Genomic DNA, 16292 nt, shown 5'->3' with positions numbered 1-16292 from the left:
CGGTCCTGCCATGTGCGGTGCAGGATCCAGCGGACACCAGGGAGTCCCGATGACCCAGACCGACCTCACCCCGCCGACGGCACCCGCCGGCTCCGGCGGCGCCGCCGTCGAGACGAACGGGCCGGCGCCCCGCGACCTCGCGCGCCGGCCCTACGACCCGCGTCTCTCCAACGAGGATCTCGACCCGCTGCCCGAGCAGAGTTGGTCGACCTACAACATCTTCGCGTTCTGGATGTCGGATGTGCACAGCGTCGGCGGGTACGTCACCGCCGGCACCCTCTTCGCCCTCGGCCTCACCGGCTGGCAGGTGTTCGTGGCCCTGATCGTCGGCATCGTGATCGTGCAGTACTTCTGCAACCTGGTCGCCAAGCCCAGCCAGCGGGCGGCCGTGCCCTACCCCGTGGTGAGCCGGGCCTCGTTCGGCGTGCTCGGCGCGAACATCCCGGCCATCATCCGCGGCCTGATCGCGGTGGCCTGGTACGGCGTCCAGACGTTCCTGGCCGCCGGGTCACTCACGATCGTGCTGCTCAAGCTGTTTCCGGGCCTCACCGACTACGCGACCGACTCCTACTCCTTCCTCGGCCTGAGCCTGCTGGGCTACGTCAGCTTCGCCATCCTCTGGGTGGCCCAGGCGCTGGTGTTCTGGCGCGGCATGGAGGCGATCCGCAGGTTCATCGACTTCTGCGGCCCGGCCGTCTACGTGGCGATGTTCGCGCTGTGCGCCTACATGCTCGTGCGCGCCGACTTCGACATCTCGTTCTCACTGTCGGACAAGAGCCTGACGGGCACCCAGCAGGTGACGGCCATGCTCGGCGCGATCGCGCTCGTGGTGTCGTACTTCTCCGGGCCGATGCTGAACTTCGGCGACTTCGCCCGCTACGGCAAGAGCTTCGAGTCGGTGAAGAAGGGCAACTTCTGGGGTCTGCCCGTCAACTTCGTGGTGTTCAGCCTGCTGGTCGTGCTCACCGCGAGCGCGACCGTCCCGGTGTTCGGCGAGCTCATCACCGACCCGGTGCACACGGTCGAGAAGGTCGACACCTACACCGCCGTGCTGCTGGGCGGCCTGACGTTCGTCATCGCGACCGTCGGCATCAACATCGTCGCCAACTTCATCAGCCCGGCGTTCGACTTCTCCAACGTCGCGCCACAGCGCATCTCCTGGCGCATGGGCGGCATGATCGCCGCCGTCGGTTCGGTGCTGCTCACGCCGTGGAACTGGTACTCCAACCCCGATGCGATCTTCTGGACCCTCGGCCTGCTCGGCGCCCTCATCGGCCCGCTGTTCGGCATCCTCATCGCCGACTACTACCTGGTGCGCAACCAGACCATCGTGGTCGACGACCTCTACACGCTGGAGCAGGACGGCAGCTACTTCTACTCCGGCGGCTACAACCCGGCGGCGGTGTTGTCGGTCGTCGCAGCCGGCCTCGTCTCGATCGCGTCGGTGGTCGTGCCCAAGCTGAGCGGTCACGCTGCCTGGCTGCCTGACTACAGCTGGTTCCTCGGCTGCGCCCTCGGGTTCGCGATCTACGTGGTCTCCGCCTCCGTGTTCGAGGTCGCGACCCGCTCCGGCGTCTCGAAGGAGACCGCGGCGGCATGAGGATCCTGGTCGTCAACCCCAACACCACGGAGTCGATGACCGCCCTGATCGAGCAGAGCGCCCGGGCCGCCGTCGGCCCGGGCGTCTGCGTCGACGCGGTCAACCCGGTCTCCGGGCCGGAATCGATCGAGAGCCACTACGACGACGCGCTGGCGACCCCTGGCGTGCTCGCCGTGATCGTGGAGGGCGCCACCCGCGGCTACGACGGATTCGTCATCGCCTGCTTCGGCGACCCCGGCTTGCTCGCCGCCCGCGAACTGGTCGAGGCGCCGGTCGTCGGCATCGCGGAGGCCGCCCTGCGCACGGCCGGCTACCTGGGTCGCACGTTCAGCGTGGTCACCACGCTCTCGCGCACCCTGGGTCACTCCCGCGAGATCGCATACCGGTACGGCGTCGCGTCGCTGGTCGGCGGCATGCACGCCTGCGAGATCCCGGTGGTCGACCTCGAGACCGACCCGACGGCGAGGGCGGCGATCCTCGCGGCGTGCGAGCACGCGCTGAGCGTCGACGGCTCCGACGCCATCGTGCTCGGCTGTGCCGGCATGGCCGACCTGGCCCGCGACCTCTCCCGCGAGCTGTGCGTACCGGTCGTCGACGGGGTCGCCGCCGCCACCGCGGAGGTCGAGAAGCTGGTGCGCCTCGGGCTCAAGACCGGCAAGCGAGATGAGTTCGCGCCGCCGCCACCCAAGCGTGTGTACGCGGCCGCTACGACGCGCTGACCTCGACTGCGGCGTCGCCGAGGACGATCGGCCCGCCCTCGAGCACCCGGAACACGGTGCCGGCCCGGCGCCGCAGCGCCTCCTGGGCCCCCCGCCCGATGGTGTCGTCGAGCAGCTTGCACGGCGCCGCGACGCGCACGGCCTCGAGGAGCACCGAGCCCATGCGCAGCCGGGCTCCGGGGTCGCGCGGCACGTCGCCGTGGCTCAGGGTGATGTTGCGTCGGGTCAGGTGCTCGGGCACGTCGGCGCCGAAGTGCTCGGCGGCGGCGAGCAGCGCCGTCCGGCTCTGCACCGTGACGTGTCGGTGCTTCGTGCCGTGGTAGCGGTCACCGACGATGCCGCGGCCCGCCTCGACGTGCACGCTCTCGACCGCGCGCATGGGCAGCCGGGTCGCCTTCGCGAGGTGCAGGGCGACGACGGTGGGCTGATCGGTCACGCCACCTAGGGTGCCGGAGTGAAGGTCGCCATCGTGCGCTCGGGCTCCCAGAAGGCGCGCATCGAAGCGACGCGGCCGTCGTCGTGCACGACGTAGACCATGATCAGCTCGGTCGTGGTGAAGGAGCCGTCGGGAAAGCTCGTCTTGATCCGGCCGAGGTTGGCGCAGGTGTTGCTGCCCGGATTGGCGAACGACTCGGTGATGGTGAACTCGAAGCGGTCGATCGGCGCGATCGCGGCGGCCCAGAACGCCCGGATGCCGTCGTGGCCGTGGTGTCCGTTGCCTTCGGGGTCGAACATCGAGGGCCCCACGGGATCCTCGAGCACCGCGTCGTCGGCGTAGACGGTGAGCCACTCCTCCAGGTCGCCCTTCGCCACCGCGGAGTAGGAACGCATCGACGCCGTGCGCGCCGGGTGCTCGTCGGTGGCCGCCTGCCAGTCGATGGCGTCGTGGGTCAGGGCGGCGGGGCGCTGCGCGGTGGTCATGGCCGCAGGCTAGCCCCGAAACGAGAACAGGTTCTAGTGCCAGGCCAGGGCTGGTCCGGGCGGCACCGCCCGCGGCGGCGAGCGGCGAACGGCAAACCGATTCGCGTTCACTGTCGGCTGCCGACCCACCCCTGCTTCCCATACTTGAGCATTCGCTCAACTTGAGCATATGCTCAACGCATGACCGACCTCCCGCCGCAGCACGACCTCGCTCCGCAACCCGCGACCGAACCCCGCCGCACGGCGCAGTTCGCCCTGGTGGCCCTCGTCGTCGCCGTCGCCTTGCTCGGCGCCTGGACCGCCGTGCAGACCGGGCGCGGCGACACTGCCCTCCTCTTCGTCGGGGTGCCGACCCTGCTCGCGCTCGGGCTGGTCTTCCTGCCCACCCGCGGCGGCTGGGGCAGCCTCTTCCAGGCCGTCACGCTGGTGCTGCTGCTGGTCTCGGCACTCATGCACGAGGGCGCGATCTGCGTGCTCATCGCCTCGCCCCTGGTCTACGGCGTGACCGCCGCGATCTACGGGTCGATCCGGCTGGCACGGTCGGCCACCCAGCGCCAGTACAGCGGGCTGCCGCTGGCCGTGATCGCCGTCCTGGCCCTCGAGGGCACCGTGCCCGGACTGCGCGTCGATCCCGAGCAGCGTGCCGAGGCGACGACGAGCGTCCCGGCCGGCTGCGCCGCCTTCGAGCAGGCGCTGCGCCGCGGGCCGCGACCTCAGGCCTCCGACCGCAGCAGGCTGCTCGACCTCACCGGCTACGCCACCCCCGTCGCCGCCACGGGCGATGGGCTGTCGATCGGTGACCACTGGACCCTCACCTTCGCCGCTGGGGCCATCGACACCGAGGTCACCGACGCCGCTCCCGGCCGGGTCGACTTCACCGTGCTCGACGACACCTCCAAGACCGCACGCTTCGTCCGGCTCAGGACCGGCACGCTGACCTGGCGGGCCACGCAGGGCACGTGTGAGGTGCAGATGATCTTCGACTACGAGCGCAAGCTCGACCCCAGCCTGTGGTTCGGGCCGATCACCGACCGCATGATGGACGCCGGCGCCGCTGCCTTCCTGCACAGCCTCGCCCGATGACGCACGCCGACCTCCTACGCAACCTGCTGCTGCTCGTACCCGTGGTCGCGGTGCTCACCGCGGCTGCCGTCCGACGTCCCGATCGCTCGACGGTGGCGACGGCCGGACTGTCGTCCCTGCTGGTCGTCGTCGGCCTGATGGCGGTCGAGGTCGGCACCGACTGGTGGGCGTGGGCAGCCACGCCGACGGCGGTACTCGGCGTGCCCACCGAGGCGATCGCGGGGTGGGCGCTCATATGGGGCGCGTTGCCGGCCCTGGTCGGCGGCGGGGTGCGAGCGTGGCCGATGTGGCTGCTCGGTTTCGCCTGGGCCGATGCGCTGCTCATGCCGCGGCTGGCGCCGCTGGTGGTGCTGGTGGTGCTGGACGATGCCTGGTGGCACGGCGAGGTTCTCCTGCTGCTCGCGGTGGCACTGCCTGCCCTCGCGCTGGCCACGGCGACCCGACGGCGGCACTGGCTCACGCTGCGGGTCCTGCTCCAGATGGGGGTCTTCACCGGCCTCGTCGGGTGGCTGACACCGACCCTGGCCCTGCGCCACGACGGCCTTGGGTGGAGCGATGTCGTCGACCATCGGCTCGGCGTCCGGACGACGCTGCTCGTCGTCGCGGCCGTCGCGGGCGTGCCGACGCTGGCCGCCGTCGCCGAACTCGCCCGAGTCGGGCACGGCACGTCGTGGCCCTGGGATCCGCCCGACCGTCTCGTCACCACCGGCCCGTACGCCTACCTCGCCAACCCGATGCAGCTCGGCGCCAGCCTGCTGCTGCTCGTGCTCGCCCTGGCGGCGGGCAGCCCCACCCTCGCGCTCGGCGCGGTCGTCGCCGCGGTGTTCTCGGCCGTGCTCGCCGAGCGGCACGAGCACGACACCCTCTCCGCGCGGTGGCCCGAGTACTCCGCGTACCGGCGAGCGGTGCACGCCTGGCGCCCACGGTGGCGGCCGTACCTGACACCCGTCAACGGGCTCGCGACGCTGCTGGTGAGCGACGACTGCGGACTGTGCCGCGCCACCGGCGACACCCTCTGGCGGCTCCACCCGGTCGGGTTGCACCGCCAGGCGGCCGAGAGCGCCGACCGGCCGGTGACCCGGATGACCTGGGCTGGCTCCGCCCCCACCGAGGTGGGTATCGCGGCGCTCGGCCGCGCCCTGGAGCACACCACCCTGGCCGCCGCCTGGTGGGGCTGGGCGGTGCGGCTGCCCGTCGTCCGGCCCTGCCTCCAGGTGGTGCTCGACGCGTGCGGCCTCGGACCCCGCCGGCTGAGGACTCCCGCACCGTTGCGCTCCACGGGTACTGAGAGGCTGACCCCGTGAGGGGAGAGCAGACGCGGCAGGCGCTGCGCGACGCCGCCCTGGCCCTGGCGCGCCGCGAAGGCGTGCGCGCGGTGACGGCGCGGGCGGTCGCCGCCGAAGCCGGCGTCAACCAGGCGCTGGTCTTCTACCACTTCGAGAGCGTCGAGGGCCTCATGCAGTCGGCCTACGACCACGGCACCCGGGCCATGGTCGCCGAGCACGTCGCGGACCTCGCCCGGGTGCGTTCGCTCACCGACCTCCACGCCGTCGGAGTACGGCTGGCCGAGCGCTCCCGCGCCGACGGCAGCGCCGCCCTGCTCGCCCAGGTGGTCGCGGCAGCCCACACCGAGCCGGAGCAGGCCCGCCTGCTGACGGCGTCCCTGCGCGCGTGGCAGGCGGCCATCGCCGACGCCGTGCGCCGGGTGCTCGACGAGGCCGGCCTCGCGGACGTCGTCGACGTCGAGGCCACGACGTCGGCGATCGCGGCCGCCGCGATCGGCATGATCACCCTCGACGCGGTCCCGCCGCCCGGGCCCCGCGAGGGCGAGCCCGACACCGGGCAGGTCATGGCCGGCCCGCCGCTGGGAGAGACGCTGGCCGCCGCCGGCTCGCTCGCTCGCCTGGCCGACCGGGTGTTGCGCCTGGTGCCGCGGGCAGTGGCCCGCCGGGTGCTCACGAGCCTGCACCGCTAGCCGCGTCGCTGGTCGAGCAGCGAGCGCTGTCTCACCGCTCGACCACCGAGAGCGCAGCCGATCAGTCCTGGCAGTGCCGCTGCACCCACTCCACCAGCGGTCGCAGCGTGCGCCAGTCATCGCGCACGAGGTCGAGCGCCGCCGGCGTGTGGATCACGGGCTCGAAGCCGTGCGAGCGACCCAGCGTCAGCGACTTGTGTCGCAGCAGCTCGATGCGCGGGTGGTCGGAGTCGTAGCCTCTCGGCGAGGTCTTGAGCCGCTCTCCCCCGACCTCGAAACCCTTCTTCTCCAGACCGGCGACGAGCGCCTCCAGTTCCGGGCCGAACCGGTCGTGGGCCACGGCCTCGCGGAACGCGGCGAGCCGGGTGCCGGAGGCCTCGTAGAAGCCGGCTCCGGTGCGCAGCCCCCGGGGGCTGACCTCGACGTACCAGCCCGTCGACGGGCCGACGGCGACGTAGGCGCCCTGATGCGTCTTGTACGGCGTCTTGTCCTTCGCGAAGCGCACGTCGCGGTAGGGCCGGAAGATCTTGGCGGTGCCGAACTCGGCCTCCAGCGCGGAGCACAGCGCGGTCATCGGCGCCTTCACCGACTCGGCGTAGACGTGCTTGTGGGCCTCCCAGAACGACTTGGTGTTGTCGACCTCGAGATCGTCGTAGAAGTCCAGCGCCGCGACGGGGAAGCCCTCGAAACTCACCTGTGAAGCCTAGGCCGTGGCGCCGACCGCGGATCACCCCTGGGCGGGAATCGTCACCTCGGCGTCGCCGTCGAGCAGCGCCTGCTGCCAGGCCGAGGCGAAGTGGTGCAGCAGCGGCTCGTTGCGCCCGAAGTAGACCCGGTCGTGTAGCTGCCCGGGTGGGCGATCTCGCCCGCCCACGCCACGACGTGCGGCACCCCGGAACAGCTCGACGTCGGCGGCATGCCGCTCCGGACTGGTGAAGGCGTCCCGGGACTCGCTCCACACGCCGTCGGCGATCTCGAGCGACTTCTGCTGGGTCATCGCCAGTACGCGGCGGGTGAGGTCCAGGGCTTGGCGACGCGTGATGGGCACTCCTGAGACCAACGGTTGACAACCAGTGCATACGAGTTCGTATGTTTGTGACGAGCACAACATACGAGTACGTATGTTGTCGAGGTTCCGACACGAGGAGTGGCATGAACCAGACCGGACGGCTGGCGGGCAAGGTGGCCCTGGTGAGCGGCGGCGCCCGGGGCATGGGCGCCTCCCACGTGCGCCGCATGGTGGCCGAGGGGGCCCGCGTCGTCCTCGGCGACGTCCTCGCCGAGGAGGGCGAGGCCCTGGCCTCGGAGCTGGGCGAGAGCGTGCGCTTCGTCGCGCTCGACGTCACCGAGCTGTCCCAGTGGGAGGCCGCCGTCGACATCGCGACCCGTGAGTTCGGCGGGCTCGACGTGCTCGTCAACAACGCCGGCATCCTCAACTACGGCTTCTTCGAGGACTACGCCGCCGAGGACTGGAAGCACATCCTCGACGTCAACCTCACCGGCGTGTTCTTCGGCATCAAGGCGGTCGTCCCGACCATGAAGGCGGCCGGGCGCGGCTCGATCGTGAACATCTCCTCCATCGAGGGCCTGCGCGGCACCATGGCGTGCCACGGCTACACCGCGTCGAAGTTCGGCGTCACCGGGCTCACCAAGTCGGCCGCCTGCGAGCTCGGCCCGAGTGGCATCCGGGTCAACTCGGTGCACCCGGGGCTCATCCGCACTCCGATGACCGAAGGAGTCCCCGACGACATCTTCCAGACCACCCTCGAGCGCGCCGGCGAACCCGACGAGGTCTCCTCGATGGTCGTCTACCTGGCCTCCGACGACTCCGCGTACTCCTCCGGCGCCGAGTTCGTCGTCGACGGCGGCAGCAACGCGATGCTGGGCCACAAGGATCTCAGCGACGTCGGCGCGCCCACCAGCGTCGCCGAGACGACGGCGTGACTGCACGAACTCCCGGCACGAAGCGCGCCGAGCCGAGCGGACGTCGAGCCCGCACCCGCGCCGCCCTGCTGACCTCCGCCGCCGAGCTGTTCGCCGAGCGGGGCTACGACGCGGCATCACTCGACGACATCGCGGCCCGGGCCGGCTTCACGCGTGGCGCGTTGTACGCGAGTTTCGCCGACAAGGAGGATCTGCTCCTCTCCCTCCTGGCCGAGACGACCGAGGCGTGGCTCACCGAGCTCGCCGACGCCTTCGCGGGCCTCGGCACCGACGTCGACCGAGGCGCCCTCGACGACTCCGCGGCCATGTGGGACTCCTTCGTCGAGGCACACTCGCAACGCCTGCTGCTGCTCGCGGAGTGCCGCGTGCAGGCCGCGCGCCGGCCCTCGGTCGCTGCGCGGGTGGCCGAGCTCGACGCCCTGCTCACCGCCGCCCTGGCCGAGGTGGTGCGGGGCCAGGAGCAGGCCGGCCTCTTGACGCTGCGGCTGCCCCCCGAACGCCATGCGGCCCTGATGATCGCCACCGCTCAGGGCCTCGTGCTGGCCCACCTCGTCGACGGTCGCCGTGGCGGGGAGACGTTGGCCGACGCGCTCCGTCTTGCCACCTCGGCGCACTCCCCGGGCGGCAGGAAGGGAGCGGAGTGAGGCACCGCGACGCCGCGAGCGCCCGAACGTCCGCGGGCTACTCGGGCATCGGCACGAGTCCGAGGGCGGTGAGATCGGAGTCGACCACCTGCCACGGCAGGAAGGAGTAGCTCGGTCGCAGCGAGCCGGTGCTGTCGTCGAAGAAGACCGTGCCGTATTGGGCGCCGGTGGCAGCGGCGTCGAGGAAGGTCCACGGACCCCCCGGCTCGTCGGTGTCGGGGGCGCGCAACTCGACCTCGCTGGGCGGATCGCCCTTGAACGCGTGCTGGAGCGTGGCGTGCACGGAACGCCCGTCGGACTCCGGGTCCGCCGACCAGGCGTAGGAGCCGACCGCGGGGGCCTGCTCGAAGGCCGTGCGGATCTGTCCGTGCGTGGGGGTCGGGTCGGACTCCGGAAGCCCCGCCAGCAGGCGGAGCGCCGAGCGCTGGTCGAGGCCGGCGGAGGTGGCGCGGTAGCTGCCGTCGAGTTGGAGCTCGACCGGCACGACCAAATCGCGGTGCGCCGACTTCTGTGGGATCCGGTAGGGCCACTCGAGCGACACGGAGTCGCCTCGATGCACCCCGGCGTGGCCGTCGACGTCGATCACGCCGCGCAGGTCGACCTCGTTCGTGCCCGGCTCGGCGCCCGCGAGCACGAAGAGCAGACCGGCGTGGGTGAAGGCGTTGAGGTTCGTCGTGAGCGGGTTGGTCGCGGCCGGCGCGGTGGTCATCGTGGCTCCCGTCGGGGTCGGGGCGGGCTGGGGGTCGGGGCTGTCGGTGCCGCACGCCGAGCCGAGCGTCACCGCGAGGATGACACCCGCAGCGGCGGGCGTCGTCCGGGCCCTAGTAGTAGGTCGCATAGGCGAGCTGCTCCAGCTCGTCTTCGGTGAGGGTGAGGGTGCTGCCGTAGTCGACCTCGCGGCCACCAGGAGCGTGGCCCTGGTAGTTCTGTGCGTTCCACGGATTGCGGAGCACGAAGTAGCGCACCCCGTTCGACTCATAGGTGCCCACGACGGTCAGGGCGTGGTTGGCGCCTTCGTCGGGGAACGAGGCGGGGTCGAGGTCGTGCAGGTCGACCGCGACCGCGGCGGGTTGCCCCTGCGACACCTGGTCGGCCAGGTCGCGCACGTCGCCGGCGTCGTGCCCGTGGCTGCCGATGTCGACGCCGAACGCCTCGCTGAGCGCCTGGTCGGGGAACCCGCCGGAGATGTCGGGGTAGGAGCCACCTCGCTGGGCGAACGCCTTCTCGAGGATGGCCACCCAGTAGCCGCGCTCGTCGCTGGTGTGCGCGTAGCCGCCGTTGCCCGAGGCGTCGACGGCGATCTCACCGTCGACGGTCACGTCGCCGTCGGCGAAGTGCACGGTGAAGGTGCCGTCGGGGTTGCGCTCGATCATGTCGCGGATCTTCTCGGGCCCGCCGGGCATGTTGAGGATCGCGATGATGGCGCTGAGGAAGTAGCAGTCGCCCACGCCACCCTGCGAGACGTCGTCGATGTCGGGTACGCCGTCGGTGCCGAAGAGCGGCTTCTCCCAGAAGTCCTTCCAGGTCAGGCCGGAGTCCTCGGTGAGGCCGGGATCGTCGAGGTCGCGGCGGGCGACGGCGTACACGAAGTCGATGCCGGCGAGGGTGTTGGAGAAGGTCTCGGTGATCTCGGAGTACCGGGCGAGCAGCGCATCGACCCTGGCCTGCGCGTCGTCGACCGCCTGCTCGGCCGCGCGGAGGGCGCGCTCGGTGTTGCGGAGATCCTCGGCCGCACCGTCGGCCCCGACCGCGTCGAGGATCCCGCCGAGCACACCGAGCCCGCCTTGGACGACGTCGAGCGCCTTCTCGTGCAGGGAGTTGTTCGTCGCGTAGTGCGCCTCGGCGGTCTCGAGGTCGGCCTTGGCCGATCGGTACTTCACCTGGATCTCGCGGACGTCGTGCCCGTAGTCGCGCATCAGCCGGCTGGCCTGCTCCAGCTCGGGCACGCGGGCACGCAGCGACTTCGCGTAGGCCTGCACTGCGGAGGCGATGCCTTCGACGGCGCTGCCCTCGTTCTGCTCGGCGAAGCGCGCCGCCGCCTTGTCGATCTCGTCGGCGGCGTCGGTGTAGCGCTGGGCGCTGCGGTGGAAGTCGTCGCCCAGCGCCACCATGTCGTCTGGGCGGGCTGCGAGCAGCTGCGACTCAGTGGCCACCTCCGCCTCCCTTCCCCGCCTGCTCGGCGAGCATCTTGTCGAGGGCGAGCATGGTGCGAAGGAAGCGGTCGGCGTAGGTGGCGACCTCCTCGGCGTCGTCGACGAACGCGGTCGACATCGTGCGCAATCCCTCGTCGGCCGAGCTCGCCGCGCTCACGGCGTCGGGCGCGGCGAAACCGGAGGTGTCGTGGCAGACCCGCGGACTCAACCCCGCCGCGACCCGGTCGAGGTCGCTGGTCAGGTCGTGCACCGCCGCCGCGGTGACCTTCAGCTTGTCGCGCATGCGGGGCCTTTACCCGGAGGGTTGCCCCGCGAAACCGGCGCCCCGGCGTGTGTGGGGGCGGGATGACGAGACTGGGACTCGCGACATCGACCTCGCCGAAGCGTCCAACACCGCGTCGCGCTCGTGAGCGCGACCTTCCCTGAGTACAGAACTGGAGGTATGGAGCGGATGACGAGACTCGAACTCGCGACATCGACCTTGCCGAAGCGTCCAGCACCGCGTCGCGCTCGTGAGCGCGACCTTCCCTCAGTACAGAACTGGAGGTATGGAGCGGATGACGAGACTCGAACTCGCGACATCGACCTTGCCGAAGCGTCCAACACCGCGTCGCGCTCGTGAGCGCGACCTTCCCTGAGTACAGAACTGGAGGTATGGAGCGGATGACGAGACTCGAACTCGCGACATCGACCTTGGGAAGGTCGCGCTCTACCAACTGAGCTACATCCGCAGGGCCTCGTGGGAGGCCGGGGTCAGCCTAGACGATCACGTGCCGGAGTCGGCACCGGCCGGTCGCACGGGGATCGGCCAGCGTGGGGAGAGTCCGTCGCCGGAGGACCGTCCCGTGAGGCGGCGGTGCACCCACGGCAGCGCGCCCGTGCGCAGCCATTCCGCGTCGGCGGCCACGCGAGCGCGCAGGCCGCCGGGCGCGCGAGCCGACGGCGCGACGTCCGGCAGGTCGTGGGGAAAGCCGAGGGCGTCCAGCACGGCGGCCGCCATCCGGGCGTGGCCGGGGGTGCCCATGTGCATACGGTCCTCGCTCCAGTAGCCCCAGTCGCGGAACTCGGTGAGGTGCCAGTAGTCGACCAGGGTCGCCCCGTGGCGGGCGGCGGCGTCGCGCACGAAGTCGGAGTACCGCTCGAAGCGTGGGCGGATCGGCCGGTAGACAGCGGAGCCGCCGGGGTCGAAGGCGGTGAACACGACCAGGTGTGCGCCGCTGGCGGCGATGCGCGCGAGGGCGTCGTCGTACCTGGCGAGCAGGGCGTCGAGGTCGACGCGCGGGCGCAGGATGTCGTTGGCCCCGGCGTAGATGCTCACGAGATCGGGCTCGAGCGCCATCGCCGCCTCGATCTGCTCGGCCAGGATCTGGTCGAGCTTGCGGCCGCGGATCGCGAGGTTGGCGTAGCCGAACGCAGGATCGCGCGCGGCCAGCACCTCGGCCACCCGATCGGCCCAGCCGCGGACGCCATGCGGGCGGCTGGGGTCGTCGTCGCCCACGCCCTCGGTGAACGAGTCGCCCACCGCGACGTATCTCAGGAACCTGGGCGACTCAGCCATGCCCCGACCATAGAAGGTCAGCGGGAAACGGGGGCGGCTAGGCTCACGCCCGTGCTGCTCTCAGACCGCGACATCACCGTCGAGCTCGACGCGGGGCGCATCGCGCTCGAGCCGTACGACCCGGCCATGATGCAGCCGTCGTCGATCGACGTCCGGCTCGACAAGTTCTTCCGCGTCTTCGACAACCACAAGTACCCGCACATCGACCCGGCGCAGGACCAGTCCGACCTGACGCGTCTGGTCGAGGTCGAGGGCGAGGAGCCCTTCATCCTGCACCCGGGCGAGTTCGTGCTGGGGTCGACCTATGAGGTCGTGACGCTGCCCGACGACATCGCCGCCCGCGTCGAGGGCAAGTCGTCGTTGGGGCGGCTGGGCCTGCTCACCCACGCCACCGCTGGCTTCGTCGACCCGGGCTTCTCGGGTCACGTGACCCTCGAGCTCGCCAACGTGGCCACCCTGCCGATCAAGCTCTACCCCGGCATGAAGATCGGCCAGTTCTGCTTCCTGCGGCTCTCCTCGCCCTCCGAGCACCCCTACGGCTCGAGCAAGTACGGCTCGCGGTACCAGGGCCAGCGCGGACCCACCCCCTCGCGGTCGTTCCAGAGCTTCCACCGGACGTCGATCTGAGCGACGCCGGCGACGGCACGGCCCGCACACGGCTCGAGGCCGAGCGGGCCGACATGCACCGTCGGCTGGCCGGACTGCGGGCCGATCTCGACGCGATCGCCGAGGCGCGGGAGGCCGCCAACGTCGACGACGAGCACGATCCCGAGGGCGCCACGATCGCGTTCGAGCGGGCCCAGGCGGCGGCCGTGGCCGCGCAGCTCGAGCGCCGTGCGTCCGCGCTCGAGGAGGCCCTGACCCGGCTCGACGCGGGCACCTACGGCACGTGCGAGCGGTGCGGCGAGCCGATCCCGGCAGCCCGGCTCGAGGTGCGTCCGGCGGCCGCGACGTGCGTGGGCTGCGCGACGCCACACGGCTGAAACACGCGTTCCGTAGGTTGCGCCCCATGTCAGCAGCCCCTCGTTCGGCCCCTCGTTCGGCCCCTCGTTCGGCCCCTCCCTCGGCCCTGCAGCCCGGTGCCGGTCCGGTGCGGTCGGGCACCTACCTGCCGAGCACGCCCGAGCACGTGCTGTGGGGGCGGCTGCCGTGCGCGGTCGACGCCGCCGTGCTCACGGTCGACCCCGGCACCGAGGTCACCTTCGACACGATCAGCCACGAGGGGATCCTCGAGGACCAGGGCCGCGACCCGCGCGCCTTCTTCGGTGGCCACGGCGCGACCGAGGTGCTCGACGACGCGGCCGCGCTGGCGGCGTCCGGCGACGACACCCACCCGCGCACGTTCGGCGTCGACGGCCCGCACGTGGTGTCGCGGCCGGTGGCGGTGCGCGGCGCCCGGCCCGGCGACCTGCTCGCGATGACGGTGGTCGAGACGCTGCCGCGGGTGCCCTACGGCGTCATCTCGAACCGGCACGCCAAGGGCGCGCTGCCCCGCGAGTACCCCCTCGACGGCGAGGTGTTCAGCGCCTTCGCGAGCGTCTCGGACGACGGCACCCGCGGCCTGCTGCCGCTCGTGCCCGGGGCCGAGCCCACCGTGTCGTTCCCGCTCGCGCCGTTCCTCGGGATCATGGGCGTCGCGGTCGCCGTCGACGAGCGGCCGCACTCGGTGCCGCCCGGCCCGTTCGGCGGCAACATCGACATCAACCTGCTCACCGTCGGCAGCACGCTCTACCTGCCCGTGCAGGTCGACGGCGCCCTCGCCTACGTCGGCGACCCGCACTTCGCGCAGGGCGACGGCGAGGTGGCCCTCACCGCGATGGAGGCCTCGTTGCGGGCGACGGTGCGGCTCGACGTCGTGCCCCGCGAGGAGGCGGTGCGGGAGTTCGGCGAGCAGGTGGGCCCGCTGGCCCGCACGGCCGAGTACCTCGTGCCGACCGGGCTCGACGTCGACCTCGATGTCGCCGTCCAGAACTGCGTGCGCGCCGCGATCGGCCTGCTCGGCGCCCGCTACGGGATGGACCCGCGGATGGCCTACGCCTACCTCTCCGCGGCCACGGACTTCGACATCTCCCAGGTCGTCGACGTCGTCAAGGGCGTGCACGCGCGGATCCGGACCGGCGACTTCGAGGTGGCCCGGTGAGCGCGTCGGACGGGTTGCCGCAGGGTCTGATGGACGCCTTCTGGGCCTACGAGCGCGCCCTCATGGACGACGACCTCGAGGCCCTCGACCGCCTCTTCGCCCCCGGGCCGGCGACGTTGCGCGGCGACGCGGCCGGGCTGCTGGTCGGCCACGAGACCATCAGCGCGTTCCGCGGGGGTCGCGGCGGCGCGCCCCGGCGCACCGTGCTCGCCGCGCACGTGCAGGTGGTCGACGACGACCACGCGACCATCGTCGCCGAGACCGAGCTCGCGCGCGGCGGCCGGGGCCTGCAGACCCAGACCTGGGCCCGGCTGCCCACCGGCTGGGCGGTCACCGCGGCGCACGTCATGGTGCCGGCCCCGGCGCTCGACACCCGGGTCTGGCGCGAGGTGGGCGCTCCGTTGGTCGCCGGCTCCGGCGCGGGCCCGCTGGCCGGGGAGACGGTCGCGGTCAAGGATCTCTACGCCGTCGCGGGGCACCGGGTCGGCGCGGGCAACCCGGCCTGGTTGGCGGCGTCCGCACCGGAGCCGGCGCACGCGGAGGTGGTCGCGCAGCTGCTCACGGCAGGGGCCGACGTGCGGGGCCTGGCGCAGACCGACGAGTTCGCCTACAGCCTGGCCGGACAGAACGCACACTGGGGCAGCCCGCCGAACCCGCGGGCGCCGTACCGACTCGCGGGCGGGTCGAGCTCGGGCTCGGCCTCGGCGGTCTCGCTGGGCCACGCCAGTATCGGGCTGGGCACCGACACCGGCGGCTCGATCCGGGTGCCGGCGGCCTACCAGGGCCTGTGGGGCATCCGCACCACGCACGACGCCGTCGACCGCACCGGCCTGCTGCCGCTCGCGCCGTCGTTCGACACCGTGGGGTGGCTGACCCGCTCGGCCGCGCTGCTGCAGGCCGTCGGCGACGTGCTGCTGCCGCCCTCGCCGGGTGGCGGCACCGAGCTCGTGCTCGTCGACGAGCTGCTCGACCTCGCCACCCCCGACGTCGGGTCGGTGGTCGCCACCGCGGCCTCCCGGTGGGGCGCGGCGCGGGAGGGCTGGGGGCTCGACGACCTGGGCGGCTGGCTCGGCGCCTTCAGCACGCTGCAGTCGTGGGAGGCGTGGCGCGCCCACGGCGATTGGCTCAAGCCGCGCCTCGACACCCTCGGCGCCGACGTGCGGGGGCGCTTCGAGAGCGCCTCCCGCGTCTGCGCCGACGAGGCGGACGCCGCCCGCACGGTCGTCGACCGCGCCCGCGCCGAGATCCGCGAACGGGTGGGCGACCGCCTCGTGGTGGTGCCGGCCACCTCGTCGGTCGCGCCGCGGCCCGGCGACGACGTGCAGGCGGTGCGCCACGCCACCCTGCGGCTGACCTGCGTGGCGGGCCTCGGCGGCCTGCCAGCGGTCGCCGTCCCGCTCGAGACGGCCGACGGCCTGCCGTGCGCCGCCACGCTCCTCGCCGCCCCCGGCCGCGACCGCGACCTGCTGGCCTTCGTGGCCTCCCGCGTCTGACCGCCGGAGCGCCGGCATCGAAACGGAGATGAAACGCGTGTTTCGATCATCCTTCACACACG

At 72.2% G+C, this 16292-nt stretch carries 19 protein-coding genes and 1 tRNA gene; 11 read left to right on the top strand and 9 right to left on the bottom strand.

The genetic code is table 11. The annotated features are described in order from the left end of the window. The first annotated feature begins 49 nt into the window (after positions 1–49). Positions 50–1600 carry an NCS1 family nucleobase:cation symporter-1 gene (locus tag ISG29_RS06075; protein ID WP_194502494.1) on the top strand — a complete coding sequence of 517 codons (1551 nt, stop codon included), beginning with the start codon at positions 50–52 and terminating at the stop codon, positions 1598–1600. Then, complete coding sequence (locus tag ISG29_RS06070; RefSeq protein WP_194502493.1) at positions 1597–2319, top strand: aspartate/glutamate racemase family protein; 723 nt, start codon at positions 1597–1599, stop codon at positions 2317–2319. Before ISG29_RS06075 ends, ISG29_RS06070 begins: the two co-directional genes overlap by 4 nt. Here the strand turns inward: ISG29_RS06070 and ISG29_RS06065 are convergent. Continuing rightward, on the bottom strand, positions 2306–2755 hold the full coding sequence (locus tag ISG29_RS06065) for an MOSC domain-containing protein (protein WP_207792811.1): 450 nt from the start codon (positions 2753–2755) through the stop codon (positions 2306–2308). The two genes, ISG29_RS06070 and ISG29_RS06065, sit on opposite strands and share 14 nt — an antisense overlap. A 5-nt stretch (positions 2756–2760) precedes the next feature. Next, positions 2761–3240, bottom strand: coding sequence for a nuclear transport factor 2 family protein (locus ISG29_RS06060; RefSeq protein WP_194502492.1), 480 nt, complete (start codon positions 3238–3240; stop codon positions 2761–2763). Positions 3241–3420: 180 nt separating this feature from the next. Here ISG29_RS06060 and ISG29_RS06055 point away from each other — a divergent pair, with 180 nt between their 5' ends. Genes ISG29_RS06055 through ISG29_RS06045 form a run of 3 tightly spaced genes read left to right on the top strand, consistent with a single transcriptional unit; the run spans position 3421 to position 6298 of the window. Beyond that, entirely contained in the window at positions 3421–4323 is a 903-nt protein-coding gene (locus ISG29_RS06055; RefSeq protein WP_194502491.1) for a hypothetical protein, read from the top strand. Continuing rightward, complete coding sequence (locus tag ISG29_RS06050) at positions 4320–5627, top strand: methyltransferase (RefSeq protein WP_194502490.1); 1308 nt, start codon at positions 4320–4322, stop codon at positions 5625–5627. Before ISG29_RS06055 ends, ISG29_RS06050 begins: the two co-directional genes overlap by 4 nt. Then, positions 5624–6298 (top strand): TetR family transcriptional regulator, encoded by a 675-nt coding sequence (locus ISG29_RS06045; RefSeq protein WP_194502489.1) that lies wholly within the window; start codon positions 5624–5626, stop codon positions 6296–6298. Before ISG29_RS06050 ends, ISG29_RS06045 begins: the two co-directional genes overlap by 4 nt. Before the next feature lie 61 nt (positions 6299–6359). Here ISG29_RS06045 and ISG29_RS06040 read toward each other — a convergent pair whose 3' ends face one another. Then, the gene (locus tag ISG29_RS06040; RefSeq protein WP_194502488.1) at positions 6360–6992 is read right to left on the bottom strand and encodes a DUF2461 domain-containing protein; all 633 of its coding nucleotides are present in this window, start codon (positions 6990–6992) and stop codon (positions 6360–6362) included. Between the two features lie 33 nt (positions 6993–7025). After that, positions 7026–7346 carry a hypothetical protein gene (locus ISG29_RS06035; protein WP_194502487.1) on the bottom strand — a complete coding sequence of 107 codons (321 nt, stop codon included), beginning with the start codon at positions 7344–7346 and terminating at the stop codon, positions 7026–7028. Positions 7347–7450: 104 nt separating this feature from the next. Between ISG29_RS06035 and ISG29_RS06030 the strand changes: the two genes are divergently transcribed. Further along, positions 7451–8242 (top strand): glucose 1-dehydrogenase, encoded by a 792-nt coding sequence (locus ISG29_RS06030; RefSeq protein WP_194502486.1) that lies wholly within the window; start codon positions 7451–7453, stop codon positions 8240–8242. Next, a complete protein-coding gene (locus ISG29_RS06025; RefSeq protein ID WP_194502485.1) occupies positions 8239–8886 on the top strand; it encodes a TetR family transcriptional regulator in 648 nt (215 codons plus the stop codon). The genes ISG29_RS06030 and ISG29_RS06025 overlap by 4 nt, the downstream gene beginning before the upstream one ends. Before the next feature lie 37 nt (positions 8887–8923). Here ISG29_RS06025 and ISG29_RS06020 read toward each other — a convergent pair whose 3' ends face one another. The 5 genes from ISG29_RS06020 to ISG29_RS06000 form a co-directional block, all read right to left on the bottom strand. Next, positions 8924–9724, bottom strand: a complete 801-nt coding sequence (locus ISG29_RS06020; RefSeq protein WP_194502484.1) for a hypothetical protein — start codon at positions 9722–9724, stop codon at positions 8924–8926. Next, positions 9708–11039, bottom strand: a complete 1332-nt coding sequence (locus tag ISG29_RS06015; RefSeq protein ID WP_194502483.1) for a C2 family cysteine protease — start codon at positions 11037–11039, stop codon at positions 9708–9710. The genes ISG29_RS06020 and ISG29_RS06015 overlap by 17 nt, the downstream gene beginning before the upstream one ends. Next, positions 11029–11322 carry a hypothetical protein gene (locus ISG29_RS06010; protein ID WP_194502482.1) on the bottom strand — a complete coding sequence of 98 codons (294 nt, stop codon included), beginning with the start codon at positions 11320–11322 and terminating at the stop codon, positions 11029–11031. The genes ISG29_RS06015 and ISG29_RS06010 overlap by 11 nt, the downstream gene beginning before the upstream one ends. A 372-nt stretch (positions 11323–11694) precedes the next feature. Continuing rightward, positions 11695–11770: transfer RNA gene (locus tag ISG29_RS06005), tRNA-Gly, on the bottom strand. A 35-nt stretch (positions 11771–11805) separates the two neighbouring features. Then, entirely contained in the window at positions 11806–12597 is a 792-nt protein-coding gene (locus ISG29_RS06000) for an SGNH/GDSL hydrolase family protein (RefSeq protein ID WP_194502481.1), read from the bottom strand. A gap of 51 nt (positions 12598–12648) precedes the next feature. On the opposite strand from ISG29_RS06000, the gene dcd reads away from it, so the two are divergent. The 4 genes from dcd to ISG29_RS05980 are packed head-to-tail and all read left to right on the top strand — an operon-like array spanning position 12649 to position 16230. Next, on the top strand, positions 12649–13224 hold the full coding sequence (gene dcd / locus ISG29_RS05995; RefSeq protein ID WP_194502480.1) for a dCTP deaminase: 576 nt from the start codon (positions 12649–12651) through the stop codon (positions 13222–13224). A gap of 53 nt (positions 13225–13277) precedes the next feature. Then, on the top strand, positions 13278–13580 hold the full coding sequence (locus tag ISG29_RS05990) for a TraR/DksA family transcriptional regulator (RefSeq protein ID WP_194502479.1): 303 nt from the start codon (positions 13278–13280) through the stop codon (positions 13578–13580). Positions 13581–13606: 26 nt separating this feature from the next. Beyond that, positions 13607–14737, top strand: coding sequence for an acetamidase/formamidase family protein (locus ISG29_RS05985; RefSeq protein WP_194502478.1), 1131 nt, complete (start codon positions 13607–13609; stop codon positions 14735–14737). Continuing rightward, on the top strand, positions 14734–16230 hold the full coding sequence (locus ISG29_RS05980; protein ID WP_328828150.1) for an AtzH-like domain-containing protein: 1497 nt from the start codon (positions 14734–14736) through the stop codon (positions 16228–16230). The genes ISG29_RS05985 and ISG29_RS05980 overlap by 4 nt, the downstream gene beginning before the upstream one ends. The last annotated feature ends 62 nt before the right edge of the window (positions 16231–16292 follow it).

The organism is Nocardioides acrostichi (assembly GCF_015319165.1).
Classification (GTDB): domain Bacteria; phylum Actinomycetota; class Actinomycetes; order Propionibacteriales; family Nocardioidaceae; genus Nocardioides; species Nocardioides acrostichi.
Note: the sequence above shows the minus strand (reverse complement) of the source record. Positions and strands in the feature narration are given on the sequence as shown.